This is a genomic window from Streptomyces sp. NPDC046909, assembly GCF_040644695.1.
Classification (GTDB): Bacteria; Actinomycetota; Actinomycetes; order Streptomycetales; family Streptomycetaceae; genus Streptomyces.
Genome location: NZ_JBEYXC010000014.1, coordinates 179,033 through 197,064 on the forward strand (window position 1 = coordinate 179,033; position 18,032 = coordinate 197,064).

At 69.4% G+C, this 18,032-nt stretch carries 15 protein-coding genes and 1 pseudogene; 5 read left to right on the forward strand and 11 right to left on the reverse strand.

The genetic code is table 11. The features are described from left to right. Positions 1-2: 2 nt before the first annotated feature. On the reverse strand, positions 3-809 hold the full coding sequence (locus ABZ928_RS37750; RefSeq protein ID WP_361528870.1) for an SDR family NAD(P)-dependent oxidoreductase: 807 nt from the start codon (positions 807-809) through the stop codon (positions 3-5). Between the two features lie 501 nt (positions 810-1,310). Here ABZ928_RS37750 and ABZ928_RS37755 point away from each other — a divergent pair. Together ABZ928_RS37755 and ABZ928_RS37760 are read left to right on the forward strand one after the other, a co-directional pair. Next, a complete protein-coding gene (locus ABZ928_RS37755) occupies positions 1,311-3,578 on the forward strand; it encodes a M4 family metallopeptidase (protein WP_361528872.1) in 2,268 nt (755 codons plus the stop codon). Between the two features lie 105 nt (positions 3,579-3,683). Then, positions 3,684-4,262, forward strand: coding sequence for a hypothetical protein (locus ABZ928_RS37760; protein ID WP_361528874.1), 579 nt, complete (start codon positions 3,684-3,686; stop codon positions 4,260-4,262). On the opposite strand, the gene ABZ928_RS37765 is transcribed toward ABZ928_RS37760, so the two are convergent. Continuing rightward, positions 4,249-7,638 carry a S8 family serine peptidase gene (locus tag ABZ928_RS37765; protein ID WP_361528876.1) on the reverse strand — a complete coding sequence of 1,130 codons (3,390 nt, stop codon included), beginning with the start codon at positions 7,636-7,638 and terminating at the stop codon, positions 4,249-4,251. The genes ABZ928_RS37760 and ABZ928_RS37765 overlap by 14 nt on opposite strands. A 171-nt stretch (positions 7,639-7,809) precedes the next feature. After that, entirely contained in the window at positions 7,810-8,382 is a 573-nt protein-coding gene (locus tag ABZ928_RS37770; protein WP_361528878.1) for a GNAT family N-acetyltransferase, read from the reverse strand. Between the two features lie 95 nt (positions 8,383-8,477). Between ABZ928_RS37770 and ABZ928_RS37775 the strand changes: the two genes are divergently transcribed. Beyond that, positions 8,478-9,329, forward strand: coding sequence for a class I SAM-dependent methyltransferase (locus ABZ928_RS37775; protein ID WP_361528880.1), 852 nt, complete (start codon positions 8,478-8,480; stop codon positions 9,327-9,329). 83 nt (positions 9,330-9,412) lie between these two features. After that, positions 9,413-10,114 carry an SDR family oxidoreductase gene (locus ABZ928_RS37780; protein WP_361528882.1) on the forward strand — a complete coding sequence of 234 codons (702 nt, stop codon included), beginning with the start codon at positions 9,413-9,415 and terminating at the stop codon, positions 10,112-10,114. 386 nt (positions 10,115-10,500) lie between these two features. Here ABZ928_RS37780 and ABZ928_RS37785 read toward each other — a convergent pair. The 4 genes and pseudogenes from ABZ928_RS37785 to ABZ928_RS37800 all read right to left on the reverse strand — a co-directional run. Further along, positions 10,501-11,000 (reverse strand): annotated as a pseudogene (locus ABZ928_RS37785) (TetR/AcrR family transcriptional regulator); the annotation flags it as partial. Positions 11,001-11,081: 81 nt separating this feature from the next. Next, the gene (locus ABZ928_RS37790; RefSeq protein ID WP_361528884.1) at positions 11,082-12,212 is read right to left on the reverse strand and encodes a 4Fe-4S binding protein; all 1,131 of its coding nucleotides are present in this window, start codon (positions 12,210-12,212) and stop codon (positions 11,082-11,084) included. A gap of 145 nt (positions 12,213-12,357) precedes the next feature. Continuing rightward, positions 12,358-12,927, reverse strand: a complete 570-nt coding sequence (locus tag ABZ928_RS37795) for a TetR/AcrR family transcriptional regulator (RefSeq protein WP_361528886.1) — start codon at positions 12,925-12,927, stop codon at positions 12,358-12,360. Positions 12,928-13,110: 183 nt separating this feature from the next. Next, the gene (locus ABZ928_RS37800; protein WP_361528888.1) at positions 13,111-14,613 is read right to left on the reverse strand and encodes an MFS transporter; all 1,503 of its coding nucleotides are present in this window, start codon (positions 14,611-14,613) and stop codon (positions 13,111-13,113) included. 243 nt (positions 14,614-14,856) lie between these two features. On the opposite strand from ABZ928_RS37800, the gene ABZ928_RS37805 reads away from it, so the two are divergent. Beyond that, positions 14,857-15,735 carry an alpha/beta hydrolase gene (locus ABZ928_RS37805; RefSeq protein WP_361528890.1) on the forward strand — a complete coding sequence of 293 codons (879 nt, stop codon included), beginning with the start codon at positions 14,857-14,859 and terminating at the stop codon, positions 15,733-15,735. Positions 15,736-15,788: 53 nt separating this feature from the next. On the opposite strand, the gene ABZ928_RS37810 is transcribed toward ABZ928_RS37805, so the two are convergent. The 4 genes from ABZ928_RS37810 to ABZ928_RS37825 form a co-directional block, all read right to left on the reverse strand. Beyond that, positions 15,789-16,178 carry a hypothetical protein gene (locus ABZ928_RS37810; protein WP_361528892.1) on the reverse strand — a complete coding sequence of 130 codons (390 nt, stop codon included), beginning with the start codon at positions 16,176-16,178 and terminating at the stop codon, positions 15,789-15,791. Positions 16,179-16,319: 141 nt separating this feature from the next. Beyond that, positions 16,320-16,811 carry a DUF4188 domain-containing protein gene (locus ABZ928_RS37815; RefSeq protein WP_361528894.1) on the reverse strand — a complete coding sequence of 164 codons (492 nt, stop codon included), beginning with the start codon at positions 16,809-16,811 and terminating at the stop codon, positions 16,320-16,322. Between the two features lie 14 nt (positions 16,812-16,825). Next, positions 16,826-17,035, reverse strand: a complete 210-nt coding sequence (locus ABZ928_RS37820) for a 2TM domain-containing protein (protein ID WP_361528896.1) — start codon at positions 17,033-17,035, stop codon at positions 16,826-16,828. Beyond that, on the reverse strand, positions 17,035-17,754 hold the full coding sequence (locus ABZ928_RS37825) for an alpha/beta hydrolase (RefSeq protein WP_361528898.1): 720 nt from the start codon (positions 17,752-17,754) through the stop codon (positions 17,035-17,037). The genes ABZ928_RS37820 and ABZ928_RS37825 overlap by 1 nt, the downstream gene beginning before the upstream one ends. Positions 17,755-18,032: the final 278 nt, after the last annotated feature.

Here is an 18,032-nt window from a genome sequence, read left to right on the forward strand (position 1 = left end):
GGTCATCGGTCCCGTACGCCGAGCCAGGTAAGGGCGCCGCCGTCGATCACGTACGACGAACCCGTGATGAACGCGGCATCGTCGGAGGCCAGGAAGCAGGCCAGCTTGGCGACCTCCTCCGGTCGCCCGAGCCGCTCCACCAACTGCGGCGCGGTCAGCTCGTGTTCCATGGCATCAGGGTCCGGGGCGGCGGCCATGTAGTCCCGGGCCAGCGGTGTCTCGATGACGCCGGGACAGAAGCAGTTGCAGCGCACCGGGGCCAGGTCGACGGCGGTCACCTTCGTCAGATGGATGACACCGGCCTTGGTGACGCCGTAGGCGGGGGCGTTGGGGAAGCCGGTGAGGCCGGAGACGGAGGCGGTGTTGACGATGGCGGGTCCGCGCGTCGAGCGGCGCAGATGCGGCGCGGCGTACTTGGTCGTCAGCCACACCGCCTTGAGGTTGACCTCGTAGACCGCGTCCCAGATCTCCTCCGGCAACGAGTCGACACCGCGCGCCGGTTCGGCCGTGAACGCGGTCTCGATCACCCCGGCGTTGTTGACGAGCACGTCAAGGCCGCCGAGGCGCTCCACGGTGTCCTCCACCATCCCGGCGATGCTGTCCCCGACCCGCAGATCGCAGACGATCGCCTCGGCCCGCGCCCCGGCCGCGCGGACCAGCTCCGCGGTCTCGGCGGCGGTCTCCTTGTTCCGGTCGGCGACCGCCACCGCCACCGCACCCTGCCGCGCCATCTCCACGGCGATCGCCCGCCCGATGCCCTGCCCCGCACCGGTGACGAGCCCGGTCTTGCCGTCCAGGGAACCCAGCATGAGCCCGCTCCTGACTTCTCTAGGAGACATGAATTGAACTCGATTCATTTACCTGGAGTTTAAGTTCGCCGGGCGAGACACAACAAGACATCGGAGCGAGGAAACTGGGGTCGCAGCCTCGTGGTGGCGGGACTGTATTGAGGTCAGTTGGGGCCCCGGCGGCGATTGACGCGCCGTCACCGCCCGATGTCCGACAACAGGACGGCCGCCCGCTCGCGCGGCCGAAAACTGCCGTCGCCTATGCCGATATGCCCGACCGGCATGGTCAAATCCAGCCGTTGCTTTGGCATTCCCATGACAAAACTGTGTGCGCGGTGCCACTCTTCTGCGGACGTTCACGATTCCTTGACGGAATCTCCACGCGGAGCAACCGCTCAGCCCCCCACCCCCCACCTCCTTCCACCCGCATGCCGTGCAGCGCTCCGGACCGGCGCACCCCGCCGCTCCGTCACCTCCACGACCCCCCATCACGGGCCGTCCGTTGTATCGAAGGAGAACCCGTTGCCCCTGCGACGCCGCGCTCTCACCGGGCGCAGAAGCACCACCGCCCTCGCCTTCACAGCCGTAGGCTCCCTGCTCGCCCTCGCCGCCCCCGGTCTCGCCACCGCGGCCCCGGCGGACCCGGGCCCCACGAAGATCACCGCCACCCCCAGGGTCGGCGCCGCCCAGCCGTCCCTGACGCCCGCCCGCCGCACCGCCCTGATCAAGAGTGCCCGGACAGCGGCGCCCCGCACGGCCCAGCGGATCGGCCTCGGCGCCCAGGAGAAGCTCGTCGTCAAGGACGTCATCAAGGACGCCGACGGCACCACGCACACCCGCTACGAGCGCACCTACGCGGGGTTGCCCGTCCTCGGCGGTGACCTGGTCGTCCACGACAAGAGCGGCCGTACGACCGTCACCAGGGCGAGCCCCGCCCGTCTCCAGGTCCCCTCGCTCAGCCCGAAGCTGACCGCCGCGGGTGCCGCCACCAAGGCCCTCGGCGCCTCGAAGAAGGCCGAGGTCAAGGGGGCCGAGACCGAGCAGGCGCCGCGCCTGGTGGTCTGGGCCGGGACCGGCAAGCCCGTGCTGGCCTGGGAGACCCACGTCGAAGGCGTCCAGAAGGACGGCACCCCCAGCGAACTCCAGGTCGTCACCGACGCCGCCACCGGCAAGGAACTCCTCGCCGCGGAGCACGTCCACACCGGCTCAGGCACCGGCCAGTACGCCGGCGAGGTCCCGCTCGGCACCACCCTGTCCGGATCGACGTACCAGCTCGTCGACCCCGACCGGGCCGGGCAGCGGACGTACGACCTCAACCAGGGCACCTCGGGCACCGGCACCCTGTTCACGGACGACAACGATGTCTGGGGCAACGGACTGCCGTCCAACCGCCAGACCGCCGGTGTCGACGTGGCGTTCGGCGCGGCGGCCACCTGGGACTACTACAAGGAGACCTACGGCCGCAACGGCATCCGCAACGACGGGGTCGCCGCCTACAGCCGCGCCCACTACGGCAGCAACTACGTCAACGCCTTCTGGCAGGACTCCTGCTTCTGCATGACGTACGGCGACGGCTCGGGCAACACCCATCCGCTGACCGCGCTCGACGTGGCCGCCCACGAGATGAGCCACGGCGTCACGGCCGCCACCGCGGGACTGAACTACTCCGGGGAGTCCGGCGGGCTCAACGAGGCGACCTCCGACATCTTCGCCGCCGCCGTCGAGTTCTACGAGAACCTACCGGCCGACCCCGCCGACTACCTCGTCGGCGAGAAGATCGACATCAACGGCAACGGCACACCGCTGCGTTACATGGACAAGCCCTCCAAGGACGGTGCCTCCCGCGACAGTTGGAGCTCCACCCTCGGTAGCATCGACGTCCACTACTCCTCGGGCCCCGCGAACCACTTCTTCTACCTGCTCTCCGAGGGCAGCGGCGCCAAGACCGTCAACGGCGTGGCCTACGACAGCCCGACGTCCGACGGGCAGCCTGTCACCGGTATCGGCATCCAGAACGCCGCCGCGATCTGGTACCGCGCGCTGACGACGTACATGACCTCCACGACCAACTACGCCGGCGCCCGCGCCGCCACCCTGTCGGCCGCCACAGACCTGTTCGGCGCCTACAGTCCGACCTACCTCGCCGTCGCCGACGCCTGGGCCGCGATCAACGTCGGCAACCGCATCGCTCTCGGCGTCAACCTCGCCCCGACCGCCGACCAGATCAGCGGCATCAACCAGAGCGTCAGCCTCCAACTGGACGCCTACACCACCAACACCGGCGCCGCCCTGACCTACGAGGCCACCGGACTCCCCGACGGCCTCGGCATCAGCCCGACCGGTCTGATCAGCGGCACCCCGACGGCCCTCGGCACCAGCGACGTCACGCTCACCGTGACCGACAGCACCGGTGCGACCGCCTCGGACACCTTCAGCTGGAAGATCGGCTACATCTACGCCAACGCCACCCGGGTCGACATCCCCGACAACGGGGCCGCCGTGGAGTCACCGCTGACCATCACCGGCCGTGAAGGCAACGCCTCCGCGACCACTTCGGTCTACGTCAACATCGTCCACACCTACCGCGGCGACCTCACCGTCGACCTCGTCGGCCCCAACGGCACCGTCTACTCCCTCCTCAACCGCAGCGGCGGCTCCGCCGACAACGTCGACCAGACCTTCACGGTCGACGCCTCCGCACAACCGCTCAACGGCACGTGGACGCTGCGCGTGCAGGACCGCGAAGCCATCGACGTCGGCTACATCGCCCGCTGGCAGCTGACTCCCTGACCCCCACACTGACCGCATGCCCGCCGCCCGGGTCCTGGGGATCCGGGCGGCGCCATGAGGAAAACCCCTCACCCGACGCCGGGACGAGCTGACATCGTAGGGATCATGGCAGCGACAGGTGACACACCCGGATCCCCGGCCCCTCTGCACGGCCTCCATGCGCCCCTGGAGGAGGCCGCGTGGGTCTATCAGTTGGACCAGGTGCGTGTGGAACACCTGCCGATGACCGCTGCCGAGGCGCTCGCCGCGGGAGTGGACTCTCCCGCTCTTCGCGAGCTCGCCGGTCTGTCGCGCCATGCGGATCCCCGGGACATCCGCGACGCGTTTGAGCAGGCTGTCGAAGAACTGGAGATCGCGTTGCCCGATCTCCCGCTCGCTCGACGTCATGCGCTGCGCAGGCTGGCCACGAGGTTCGTCGCCGGGGAGGTGGCTCTCGCCGAGTTGGGGTCGGACGAGTGGTCGGAGCTGGAGGGCGAGACGGAGGAGGAGCGCGCGTTCCTGGCGCTGCTTTCGTCCTGCGCGTGCTGTGTCGAGTACACGCTGGGGTTCGGTGACGCGGAGTGGGAAGCGCAACTGCGGGTCGCCGCACACGCGTTGGCCTCGCGCTCTACGGTCGGGCCGTTGGGTGTGTGCGGAAGACGGGTTCCCGACACGCCCAACGGCCCTTCTCCTACTGGACCGTGAGGTAGGCCCGGTCCACTGTCTGGACCAGGGTGTTGCCGTGACGGTCGGTCAGTTCGGCACGGAGGGAGACGGTGCCGGGCTCGGGCGGGTGGTGGAGGGAGAGGTGGTTGCCGCCCACGACGGGTGTCGGGGTCCAGGTCTTGCCGTCGTCGTACGACACCTTGAACTTCAGCTTCTTGACGGTCCGTTTGTCGGCCGCGCCCTCGATGGTGAAGGGCACGTCGAGCCGTACGCCCGCCTTCGCGGTGCTGGTGGGCGACAACTCGGGGGAGAAGCGGACCACCGACAGCGGGAGTCGGGTCCAGCTGTCGGCGGACGTCTCCGTGGAGCGGAACGTCCACTGTGCCCGCACCCGGGTGCTGACCGGGTACATCTCGGGATCGCGGGTCGCGTCGAGGCTCAGTTCGTAGCGGTGGTTCTGTGAGGGGACGGTGTAGGTCGCCCGGTACAACGGGTCGCCGTCCACCGGGATCTCCTCGCCGTCGGCGCGGAGGGAGGCCTCCAGGGTGTAGGCGCTGGAGCCCACGTTTCCGGCGCCGTCGCCGAAGAGCGGCAGGACCGCCTTGATCGTGTTGCCCTGCCGCGCGAGACCGGGACGCAGGTCCACCGGTTCACCCTCGGACCGGGGCAGGGACGGGCCGAAGACGCCGACGTTGAGCGTCCTCGTGTAACTCTTGCCCGCCTCGTACGAGCGGGACTGCCCCAGCAGCGAGGACAGCGCGTTCCACTGTTCCGAGGCGTATCCCCACTTCACGCCGTTGCCGAGGACGTATTCGGTGGTCCGCATCGGGAGCTCACGCCAGACGGGGGTGCTGAAGTCGGCCGCGATACGGCCGTCGGGTGAGAACGGCATGGCGAAGAGCAGCCCGGTGTCCGGGGCGGGCGCGCCGAACGTGAGGTCGATCTTGGCGAGGTCCTCGCGCCGGACATCGGCGGTGAAGGCGCCGAGCGCGCCCGTACGGTTCCAGGCCATGCGGTAGTTCACGGCGCGTCCGTCGGCCTCCGCACTCCTCCAGAAGCCGCTGTACTGTGCGTACGCCGTGTCCTTCGAGACCTCGGGGCCGATGTGCGCGACCTTGAAGCTCCGGAAGTCGGGGAAGGCGTACACCGCCCAGTCCTGAAGGGGCTGTCCGTCGGTGCGGGTGTAGCCGGGGATGAGCTGGGCGTGGTCGTTGCGCGCCTCGGCGTCGGGCAGGGTGACCTTCACGGACTCGGCCTCGCGGGCGTCCATGACGATCGTGGTGTCCTTGTCCAACTCCACGTCCGGGGCCAGGAAGTACGTGCCCGCGGCCGACTCGGTCCCCTCGCCGAGGATGCCGGTGAGCGCGTAACTGCCCTTGGGCAGACGCACGGTGAGTTCGCCGTCCGCGTCGGCCAGGTCAGCGGTGTAGGCACGGTCCCGGCCGTCGATCCTCGTCAGACCGTTGCCGGTCGGCTTGCCCTCACCGTCGAGCTGCTTGACGGTCAGGTTGTACGACTCGGCCTCACGCTCCACGCCGAACGCGGTCCGCACCGACACCTTGCCGTCGGCCGAGGCCGCGGTCACCGAGCCGCCCCAGGAGCCGTACGTCTCGCCGCCGACGCGGGTGTCGGCGGTCACCGTGGTGCTCGCCGTACCGCCCGCCGGGACGGTGACCTGCCGCGAGGAGATGCCGAACAGGCCCTCGGGGGCGGGCTTGCCGTCCACCCCGAGCGCCTCGAAGGACAGGTCCAGGGTGACCGGCTCGCCGCCGAGGTTGCGGTAGGTGATCTCCTTGGCCACCGGCTCGTCGTCGGTGTGCGGCCAGGCGGGGCGGCCGAAGCTGATCGGGCCGTTCTCGGCCACCACGGTCTGCGTGATCGCGCGGGCCACATCGGTACGGCCGGTGCCCTGCTGGTAGGCGCTGTACGGGCCTGGCTTCGCGGAGCCGGTCAGCGCCGCCTTGATCCGCTCACCGGTCCACTCGGGGTGCTGCTGCGCCAACAGGGCGGCGGCGCCCGCGACATGCGGGGTGGCCATCGAGGTCCCGCTGAGTTCGGCGTAACCGGCCGTCCCCGCGGGGTCGGGGTACCACTCCTCCATGTTGCTCGCGGTGGAGGCGGCGGCCACGATGTCGACGCCCGGCGCGGTCAGGTCCGGCTTGAGGCCGCCGTCCCCGACACGGGGGCCGCGGCTGGAGAAGTCGGCGAGCTTGTCGTCGTTGTCCACCGCGCCGACCGTCAGCGCGGACGCGGCGCTGCCCGGCGATCCGACGGTGCTCTCACCGGCGTAGCCCTCGTTGCCCGCGGCGATGACGAACAGCGTGTCCGACGTGGCGGAGAGCCGGTTGACCGTCTCCTCCAGCGGGTCGATGCCCATGGTGTCGGTGCCGCCCATGCTCATGTTGACGACATCGGCGCCCTCGGCGACCGCCCACTCCATGCCCGCGATGATGTCGGAGTCCCAGCCCCGGCCCGCGTCGTCCAGGACCTTGCCGGCGAGGATGCGCGCCCCCGGCGCGACACCCTTGTACTTCCCCTCCGACTTGGCGCCCGTACCCGCGATGGTGGACGCCACGTGCGTGCCGTGGCCGTTGCGGTCGACACTGTCCGGCGAATCGGAGAAGTTCCGCTCGGCGATCTCCTGGTCCGCCAGGTCGGGGTGGGTCTCGTCGACGCCGGTGTCCAGCACGGCGACCTTGACGCCCGTGCCGTCGAACCCGGCGTCCCACGCCGCCGGCGCGCCGATCTGCGGCACGCTGCGGTCCAGGTCGGCCTGGCGCTTGCCGTCCAGCCAGACCTTCTCGACCTTCTTCACCGCCGGTGACCCGGTCAGCCGGGCGGTGCCCTCGCCCCCGTCGGCACCGTCGGTGAAGGTGTTCCAGAACGCGGCACCCCCGCGCTTGTCGGCCCGCAGCGCCACGCCGTTGACGGTGTCCAGCCGCTGGCTCACCTTCGCCCGCGCGGCACGGAAGGCGCTCGCCGCGGGAGTTGTGTCCCCGCCGTAGGTGACGATCAGCGGCAGATCGGACCGGCGCGCGTCGTCATAGCCGTACGCGAGCAGCTGAGTGATGTCGAACAGCCGCTGGTCCAGCTTGCCCTGGACCACCGGCAGTGCCGCGTCGCCCGGGGTGACGTAGGTGTGCCCGTCGAGCTTGCGGACCGAGAACGAAGCGCCCTCGCGTCCCTCGGCCCGCTCGATCCCGGTGACCGAACCGTCCTTGCCGACCGACACCTTGTCACCGGTGATCAGCGTCACCGTCCGGATGCCCGTCCCGCCCGCCGCGGTACCGGGGGAGTCCGCGACGGCCGGGCCCGCGCCGGGAACCCCGGTCGCGGCCAGGACGACGGCCAGGGCGATCACCGCGAGCGGGGTCGCCGTACGTAAAGGTCTGATGGGGGGTGTGGGTATGCCCATTGCCTGTCTCTCGTCTCGGCGGATCGGAAATGATCACGCCCGACGAGGCTGCAACCGGCTTGTGACCGCGCCTGGACCGCCCGATAACGGAACGGCAACGGTGGGTTGGGCGGGGGGTGTTGGGGATGGCGCGGCGGGTACGCGGAAGGGCCGTTCGCGCAATGAGCACTGCTACTGCTCCTGCTGCTCCCAGCGCTCCTTGGTGATCTCGTATCGCACACCCCCGTGCTCGGCGCCCTCGACGGTCGCCATGTCCGGGGGAGTGGGAATGGCGCCGGTGAGCGTCATGCCGAGCTTCTCCATGACATTGCGCGAAGCGTTGTTCACGGCCATCGTCACGGCCCAGACCACGCGCAGACCGAGCTCGGTGAACCCCTTGTGCAGCAGAGCGCGCGAGACTTCGGTGGCATACCCCTTGCCCCAGGCCGACTGCCGCAGCCGGTAACCGAGTTCGGCCTCGTCCAGCGGACCGTCCCACTCGGGACGCAGACAGAACCAGCCGATGAACGCGCCGCCGTCCTTCTCGTACGCGGCGAACAGCCCGAGGTCGCCGTCCCACTTGTCGTAGCCCGCGAGGATCTTGGGCAGATGGCGTTCGCGGATGATCTCCGGGGCGGTCGGAGCAGCACCCCCGCTCAGATAGCGCATCACCGCGGCGTCGCTGTCCAACTCGATCAGCAGATCCGCGTCGTCGGCCGTGAAACGGCGCAGGGTCAGGCGCTTGGTCTTCAGGTAGATAACCACGGTGTTGATCATGCCCACCGCGGGTCGGGCAGTTCAACGGCTTTACGGCGGCTCCTCGCGTCCGGGGTCTTGTCATCCGCATCTAGTCTGGCGTGATGACTGATGGGCAGGAGCGGGTGCGGCCGTCGGGAGTGTGGGCCACGGCGGTGGGTGTGGCCAGGGTGCGGGCGCTGGAGACGGAGCGCGAGAACGCCCTGTTCCGCGACCCGCTGGCCCACGCTTTCGCCGCCGCCGGCGGCCTTTGGCCCTCCTCGGCACCCTTGCCCGATGACGAGGGCGCGCGCCGCCGCCGACTGGCCGTGTCCTTCTCCATCGTCATCAGGACGAAGTTCCTCGACGACCTGCTGGAGCGGGCCTCCGCGTCCGGGATCCGGCAGGTCGTGCTGCTCGGCGCCGGCATGGACAGCCGGGCCTTCCGCATCAACTGGCCCGATGGAACCCGGCTGTTCGAGGTCGACACCGCCGCGCCGCTCGACTTCAAGGCTTCGGTACTGCGCCAGGAGCAGGCCGTCGCGCGCTGCGAGCGGATCCCCGTCGCCGTGGATCTGCGCGAGGACTGGCCGGGCGCGCTGGCCGCCGCCGGGCACGACCCGGCCGTGCCGACCGTGTGGATCGCCGAGGGGCTGCTGATCTATCTGCCCGGGGACGCGGTGGAGCTGCTGCTGTCCCGGATCGGCGCGCAGTCTGCGGTGGGCAGTCGGCTGGGGCTGACGCTGGGCTCGCCCGGCGTGATCGAACGCTTCGGCGCGGACGCGGCACCGGGATCGGCGGCGTCGATGTGGGTCTCGGAGATGCCCGACGACCCGGTGGGCTGGCTGGCCGGGCACGGCTGGGACGCCGACGCCCACACCCTCCGCGAACGCGCCGCCGCCTACGGCCGCCCGATCAGCACCCCGCCGCAGCGCGAGGAGCGGCCCGGCGGACTGATCTCGGCGGTCCGCCGCTAGGACACGGTCGAAGCTTGCACCCTGAAACCGATCGGTTTACGCTTCTGGAAACCGATCGGTTTCTCATTCTCCGGGAGAGAGTCATGACCGTTTTGAAGGGCGCGAACGTCTTCGTCACCGGCGGCAGCCGCGGCATCGGCAAGGCCCTGGTGGAAGAGCTGTACACGCGCGGCGCCGGCAAGGTCTACGCCACGGCCCGCGACCCGCGCAGCGTGACGCACCCCGACGCGGTCCCGGTGGCGCTGGAGGTCACCGACCCGGCCTCCGTCGCGGCCGCCGCCGCGCAGGCGCAGGACGTGACCGTGCTGATCAACAATGCCGGTGCCTCGGTCGGCGCATCCTTCCTGGACTCCCCGGTCGACGACATACGCCGGGAGTTCGAGACCAACTTCTACGGCCCCCTCCTGGTCGCCCGGGCCTTCGCGCCGATCATCGAGCGCAACGGCGGCGGCCACCTCCTCAATGTCCACTCCGTGCTCTCCTGGGTCGCCCTCGGCGGCTCCTACAGCGCCTCCAAGGCGGCCCTGTGGTCGCAGACCAACTCCCTGCGCCTCGAACTCCAGCCGCGCGGCATCGCCGTCACCGGACTGCACGTCGGCTACGTCGACACCGACCTCACGACCGGCATCGACGCACCCAAGTCCGACCCGCGTGACATCGCCTCCCTCGCCCTCGACGGTGTCGAGGCCGGCGCGTACGAGGTGCTCGCCGACGACATCTCCCGGCAGGTCAAGGCGGGCCTGGCCGGCGACTTGGCGGGGCTGTACCCCCAGCTCGCTCACTAGAGAGGGCAGACCTGCATCCGCTGCGGGAGAGCGGGACGGCGTCCTACATCTGGCAGACGTTCGACGGCGCCGACATGAGCGACCCCGCCGATGTCTCGCTCGACGATGTGATGGCGGTGCTCAAGCCTTAGCTCGACCAGGCACGAGGCCCCGTCAGCAAGCTGGCGTGCGGAGGAAGGTGAGAGGGCCCGGCGGGTGATGGCGGACGCCTGAGCGCACCCGGTCTCGACGCGCCCCGAGAGGCTCCTGATGCACATGCAGGGATACGCCACTGTGGCGGCCGTCGAGGCGCAGGATGGCGGCCTGATCGACCTGATCGGTGAGGTCGTCCGGGCCGACTGAATGCGTATCTGGGAAACCGTGCACCTGTCGCTCGGCGCTGAGCGTCAGCGCACGCCAGCCGTGTCGAGCAGGGTGGTCACGGTGGGTGCGACGAGCCCGGTCAGGTTGTCGGCCTGGATTCCCGCGCGGGCGCTGGCGCCATCGAAGACCAGGCTGAGCTGCCGGGCCGGCAGGTCGGGATCGCCTGCCCCGCCCTGCTCGGCCTCGGTGCGGAAGAAGGTCGTCAGGTTCGCCTTGACCTGGTGGGCCACGCGGCTCGCCGGGTGACCTGGTCCTTGAGCTCGACCTGCACGGCCAGATACCGGCAGCCCCGGAACTCGGGCGCCGCTGCCTGCGATTCCATCTGCTCGAAAACGTGCAGGATCCGCTCGCGGGGTGACCGGCCGTCGTCCGTCGCGGGCAGGAGAGTCGCCGCGTAGGCGGAGGCGCGCTCCTTCAGGCTCGCCGCCAGGAGGTCGTCTTTGCTCTCGAACAGCTGGTACATGGAGCGCTTCGACACGCCCGCCGCCTTGCACAGGGCCGCGAGGCCGATGCTCACGCCGTCCCCGTCAGGCGACGCACACCGGGGCCACTCCGAGTAATGGCCCGTCTTGGGTGACCTGCTGTCAGGTCGGTACGGTGGCGCTCACGACGTACGTGTCTCCCGGTCGGTGGACGCGGCGCGTTTCGCCGGGGGGTGCCAGCCGCCGGTGACTTCCTTGACCGGCTTGTGGGGGAAGCGGCGTTGGGCGTACTCCTGGGCGTGGGAGCCCGGAAGGACGTACAGGGTTTCCTTTTTGTTCTGGAGCGGTCGCAGCACGGTGTCCATGAACGTCTTGCGGTCGTCCAGGTACGGGCCCAGGATGTCCTCGCCGGCGGGGCAGACGGCGAGGCAGTAGCCGGACTTGTAGCCGGGTGGAGAGCTCAGGCTCTGCCACATGGAGGCGCTCTCGGAATCGCTGACCCGGGAGCGGTAGTCGGCGGCGTCCTCGCTGTCGGCCACGGTCTGCGCCCAGTCGGTGAACCCGCTCATGAACTCGCGGTAGTTGTGCGTGGTGCAGGCCAGTGCGTCGAAGGCGCCGTCCTTGGCGATGGCGCCGACCGGGCAGGCGGCGACGCACAACTTGCAGTCGATGCAGGGGTTGTAGTCCAGCGCCTGCCCGTACTCGCTCACCTCCGCGTCGACCAGGACGGTGACCAGCAGCACGAAGCTGCCGAACTTCGGGTGGATGACATTGCGGTGCAGGCCCATCACACCGAGCCCGGCGGCCACCGCGACCGTCTTGTGCGCCACCACCCAGATCCGCTCGCGCGGGAAGCGGTCCATCTCCTGGGGGAAGCCGACGGAGGGGTTGAGTGCGCGGTAGCCGGCGTCCTGGAGTGCCTGGGTGACGCTGCGGGAGGTGTGGTTGGCCTGTTCGTCGGTCTGGTGGAACTCCTGGTTGGCCACACTGCGGGCGGGGGAGCGGCAGTTGTCGCGGTTCATCCGGACCGCCATCGCGATCAGGGTGCGGGTGCCGGGCAGCGCGGACAGGGCGTGCTCGCGCTCGCCCGCCAGGTCCGGGTGGTCCAGGCTGACCGCGGCGACGTCGTCCGCACCGGCCGCCAGACACAGCTCGCGCAGCCACGCCGCGTCGATCACTGCGGGCGGGCGGTCCGAAGCACCGGCACCGGACCCGCGCCGGGCGAGTACGGCCTGCACCGACGGGTGGGCCGCCAGCTTCGCCGGGAGCGGGGGAGGGCCGGGTTGCTCCTCGGCGTCGCGCGCGGCAGTCATCCGTGCTCCTAGGGATGCGGGTACGAGGCTCGCCACCACGGACGAGAAACCGACGGGAAATCGACGAGAAACCGATCGGTTTCACCACCGTAAATCGATCGGTTTTTGTGCGCAAGCCCAAACGACAAGCCTCTGCTTCCGGCTGTCAGCGCATGTCCGCCGCATCGAGCAAGGCGGCGACGGTGGGGGCGATGAGTCCGGCCCGCGTGTCGGCTTTGATGCCCGCGCGGGCGCTGGCGCCGTCGAAGACCAGGATCAGCTGCCGGGCCAGCAGGTCCGGGTCGCTCGCCCCGCCCGCTTCGGCCTCGGTGCGGAAGAAGGCTGTCAGGTTCTCCTTGACCCGACGGGCCACCTGGCTCGCGGGGTGGCACGGGTCCTTGAGCTCGATCTGTGCGACGAGGTACCGGCAGCCCTGGAAGTCGGGTGCACTCGCCTGTGTCTCGGCCTGTGCGAAGACGTGCAGGATCCGCCGACGGGGCGGACGGTCGTCGTCCGCCGCGGGAAGCAGTGCCGTCACATAGTCGGCGGCCTGTTCCTCCAGGCTCGCCGCCAGGAGTTCGTCCTTGCTCTCGAACAGCTGGTACATGGAGCGCTTGGACACCCCCGCCGCTTTGCACAGCGCGTCGACGCCGATGCCGACGCCGTCCCGGTAGGTGAGTGTGGCCGCCGCCTCCAGTAGGCGCTCTCGGGAGCTTTGTAGTGTTTCGGTGGTCATATTGCGAGGTTAACTCGATTTCGACCCATTGGAAACCGATCGGTTTACGGGTTGGTCGGGGTGAGCTGTGGCGTGGCCGGGGGCCGCGTCGGTGCGGCGCCGTCATCGCCTCTGTCCTGCGCTGACTGGTGCCCTCCGGGCACTGATCAGCGCAGGACCATTCGCACAGTGATGGATTCAGGCTCAGTGGGCGGCGATCACAGGCTCGCCCTCCGACGGCGCCAGGGCCGCATTCGGCATCAGGAACGCCATGAGCACCGCACCGACCACGAAGATCCCGGCGCCCCACGCCAGGGTGGCCGTGTAGCTCTCGACCCCGGCCTGGGTCACGGTCAGCGCGCTGGGCTTGTGCGAGGAGAGATAGTCGGTCGCGGCCGACGAGGCGACGGTGGTCAGCAGCGCCGTACTGATCGAACCGCCCACCTGCTGGCTGGTGTTGATCAGGGCCGAGGCGACGCCCGCGTCCTCGTGGTGCACGCCGGCGGTCGCGCCCTGGAACGAGGTGGTCATCACCGCACCGATACCGAGGCCCAGCAGGATCATGCCCGGCATGATGTCGGCGACGTAGGCGCTGTCCAGCGTGAGCCGGGTCAGCAGGGCCATGCCGGACGCGGAGACCAGGAAGCCGGCGACCACCACGACCTTCGGGCCGACCCTGGGCAGCAGCAGCGAGGGCACCGTGGTAGACGAGGCGACGATGCCCCCGACCATCGGCAGGAAGGACAGCCCGGCCTCGATCGGCGAGTATCCGATGCTGGCCTCCAGGTAGTACGTCAGGAACAGGAAGATCGAGAACATCCCCATGCCCAGGACGAACACGGCCAGGAACGAACCCCCGCGGGTCCTGTGCAGCACGACGCGCAGCGGCAGCAGCGGATGCGCGACCCTGCGCTCCAGCCAGGCGAACACCGCGAGCAGCACCACGCCGCTGATCATGGAGCCGAGGGCGACCGGGTCGGTCCAGCTGGTGGATTCGACGTGTGCGAACCCGTAGACGATGCCGAACAGTGCGGCGCTCACCACGACGGTGCCAGGAATGTCGATCTTGGGTCGCTCCGTGACCACGGGCTTGGCCAGCAACAGCAGCGCACCGACCAGCGCGACGCCCGCGAAAACGACGTTCACGTACATCACCCAACGCCACGACGCCCACTCGGTCAGCATGCCGCCGAGCAACAGGCCGACCGCGGCACCCGCACCGGACAACGCGCTGAAGATGCCGAACGCCTTCGGCCTCTCGGCCGGGTCGGTGAAGGTCACGCTGAGCAGGGAGAGCGCCGCGGGCGCGAGCAGCGCGGCGAACAGGCCCTGGGCCACGCGGGCCGCGACGAGGATCTCGAAGCTGCCGGCCGCGCCGCCGACGACGGACGCGGCCGCGAAACCGATCAGGCCGGTCACGAAGGTCGTACGCCGGCCGACAAGGTCGCCGAGGCGGCCCCCGAGCAGCAGCAGGCTGCCGAACGCCAGGGCGTACCCCGTGATGACCCACTGCCGGCTGCCGTCACTGAAACCGAGATCATGCTGCGCCTCGGGCAGCGCGATGTTCACGACCGTCGCATCGAGCGTGACCATGAGCTGCGCCACGCCCAGCACGACAAGCACCCACCAGCGCACGGCATGCGAGCCGCGACGGCCCGAGTCTGTTTTCCCGGAGACGGGCGCTCCGCGGTCGAAGGTGGTACTCACTTTTCTCCTCAGTCGCTGGGGCATGGACCGACCGACAGTCGGAAACCGATCGGTTTCCACTTAGGAAAACAGATCGGTTTCCTCGGTGCAAGTGGGTGCTGCTCGGCGTTGCGGTGCGGCCACGGTGTCGGGCTTGCGCCGGGAAACCGATCGGTTTAGGCTGGTGGAAACCGATCGGTTTTCCATTCTCCGGTGAGAGTCATGACCGTTTGGTGAACCCCTCACGCCCAAGGAGTCGGCGAGATGCCAAGCCAAGAGTCACGTCCCACGATTCACATCCCGGGGACCACCAGCCACACCATCGCCCCGCGCGCGGGATCCGGCGGCCGCGAGGGAACGCTGCGCTACCTCAAGGCGGGCACCGGAGCCCCCGTCGTCCTGCTGCACACCGTGCGCACCCAGGCCGAGCACTTCCGCCACCTCATCCCACTGATCGCGGACCGCTACACCGTGTACGCCCTCGACCTGCCGGGGATGGGTCACTCCGAGATCGTGCCCGGGGCGTCGTACGACGAGCCCGCGATGCGTGCGGGCGTCGAGCGGCTCCTGACCGAACTCGACCTCCACGACGTGACGTTGGTGGGGGAGTCCATGGGCGCGGTGCTCGCCCTGACGACCGCGGCCGACCTCCCGGAGCGCGTACGGCGTGTTGTCGCGGTCAACACCTACGACTTCCGCGGCGGCATCGCCCGGTCCAGCCTCCTCGCCCGCGTGGTGGTCAGCGGTGTTCTCGCCCCTGGCGTGGGTCCGGTGATCGCCGGGGTGGAGCCCAAGCCCGCCCTCAGCAAGATCCTCCAGGGCGGCCTCGGCGACAAGAGCGCACTGCGCGAGGACTACGTGGACGAACTCCTCCGGTCGGGTGCCCGCCCCGGCTACCCGGCCGTCGCCCGGGCCGTGTACCAGGCCCTGCCCAGCCTCATCGCGGCCCGCCCGCGCTATCCCGAGGTCAAGGCGCCCGTCCACCTCGTCTACGGCGAGAAGGACTGGTCCCGCGTCTCGGACCGGGAGGCCAACAGGCAACTGCTCCCGGCCGCCGACTTCACCCAGGTCCCCGAGGCGGGCCACTTCATCGCCCTGGAACGGCCCGACGTGCTGGCCGACCTGCTGAACGCGGTGGCCTGACCACCGCTGGCGTGCCCCGCCGCTGGGTCCCGCGAGAGGGCCGGGCGTCAGGGTCAGGCGTCAGGGTCGACGTCGGGGTGCGTGAACCGCACGGGCTTGCCGAGCGACCGGGCGTAGGCGACTTCGGCTCGGGTGCTGTCTCCGATGTAGTCGCCGACCACGAGCACCTCATCGGCGAGCCGGATCTTCGCCCGGTGCAGAGCGTCGAGTCGACCCTTCAGGGCCTCGGCCTCGACAGGATCGGACCAGAGTGCGTGCGGTGACTTCATGTCACAGCCCGGCTTGACGACGATCCTTCCGGCTTCGGTCTCCCGCAGATCGGCCTCGTTCATCTCGGTCATGAAGCGGGTGGAGCCGCAGATCGCGACGATACGCGGGAGGCTCAACAGCTTCTTCGCTTCGGCGAGCTTCTCCTCGGGGGTGAGCAGTCGCGGGTGTGACACTGATTCCTCCTGGCGGTGTGGTCCGAGGAGCGCCTGCCGCGACGAGAACGAGGGTGCCCAAGATCGATTTGTGGCAAACGACGTGGACACCCTTCACGGGTCGTACCTCTTACTGCAAGCTCAAGAACAGTGAGCGGACGGCTACTTCTCTGCCGCCCGCAGCCGCTGCGCCGCCGTGTCGCCGCGTCGGCCGACCGGAACCACACCTGTCGCGGCAGCGAGGCCGTAGGCGGGCATGTCGTCGTACACCGATTCGTAGGAGCCCGCCGGGACGATGAACGTCTCGTGCCAGATGCCCACGTGCCCCTTGCCGGCGCGTGCTCGTCGGTTGAACTCCGTCCATGCGGGCCGGTGTTCCTTGTCCTGCTGGTGGGCGTAGGCGAGGAGTCGTTCCTTGTCGGTCCAGTACTGGACGACGTAGAACTCTCGGAGTCCTCCGTAGAGCACCTTGTAGCCGAGCAGGCCGCTGCTCTTCTCCTGGGACAGTTCGCGCAGCATGCGTGGCATCGACCTGAAGGCCGGCAGCCAACTGGAGAATGCCAGGAATCGGTTGATGCGCAGCCCGATGTGGAAGACGACGACGCCGCCTTCGGCGGCGGAGGTCTGACGACCCGGCACTACTTTCTCGGACATGGGTCTCCTCTATGTCACGGTCGGACGAGCGGTCGGGATTTCGCGCGAATTACCCAGAAGTGGACCGCCAGCCCGATTCCCCAGCCCACAATCGACCACAAGGGCCAGAAGAGGTGGTCGGGTGTGAGAATTGCCCACAGCACCACCTGGGCCACATTGGCGATGACGTACCAGAGCAGGTGTATCCGCAGGCCCCACCTCATGGCCTTTTCGCTTTTGTGCATCAGCCCTCCTCCGCGCCCTGCGCCGCTGTCTCGATGAGGGCCACCGTCGCGCCCGGCCGGGAGACGAACACCATGTGCGAGGCGCCCTCGACCACTTGGGTCTTCGCGCCGGAGCGCTGGGCCATGAACTCCTGTGTCGCCGGCGGGATGATGCGGTCGGCGCCGCTGATGAGGTTGTAGGCGGGGATGGTGTGCCAGGCCTGCGGACCGGTGGCGGGCTCGCCCAGGGCGGCGCCGGTGGCCGGGCGTTGTGTGATCGAGTAGAGGGCGGCTTCCGCCGGCGATACGTCGGCGGCGAAGTGGGGGTGGAAGACGGTGGGGTTGATGTAGAGGTCCACCTGTCCGTCGGGCAGGGGCACCGGCTTGAGGGACTCGCCCACGGTGCTGCCGGGGAACTTCTCGACCAGTGCCTGCGCGCTCTCGCCGGTCTCCGGCACGAATGCCGCCAGGTAGACCAGAGCCTTCACGTTCGTGTTTCCCTCGGCTGCGGTGGAGATGACCGCACCACCGTAGGAGTGCCCGACCAGCACGATCGGTCCCTCGATGCTCTCCAGGAGTGCCTTGACGTTGGCCGCGTCAAAGGCGAGCCCCCGAAGGGGATTCGGTGCGGCGACCACTGAATAGCCGTCGGCGACAAGCCGTTTGGTGACGGCGTTGAAGCCGCTGCTGTCGGCAAAGGCTCCGTGTACGAGCACGATCGTCGGTTTCCCGCTCACCATGGACCTTCCTCTCCCTCGGATGACGGTTTCGGATGACGGTCACTTTTCTGCGGACCCTCACGCTCGACGCAAAACTAGGGCGCCGCACTGGACGGGCAATGAATGAGGTCCTGAGCCGGTTGCGGGTGGTCTTCAGTGGTCATTCAGTCGACGTCAAGCCGGTCCGGGCAATCTGAGTGGGAACCTCGTTCCGCCGCAACAGCCCCGCTCAGCGGTCGCCTTGGCGGATGGACCCATGCCGCAAAGCAACCGTAAAGTGGCTACGCCGCAGCCGAGCG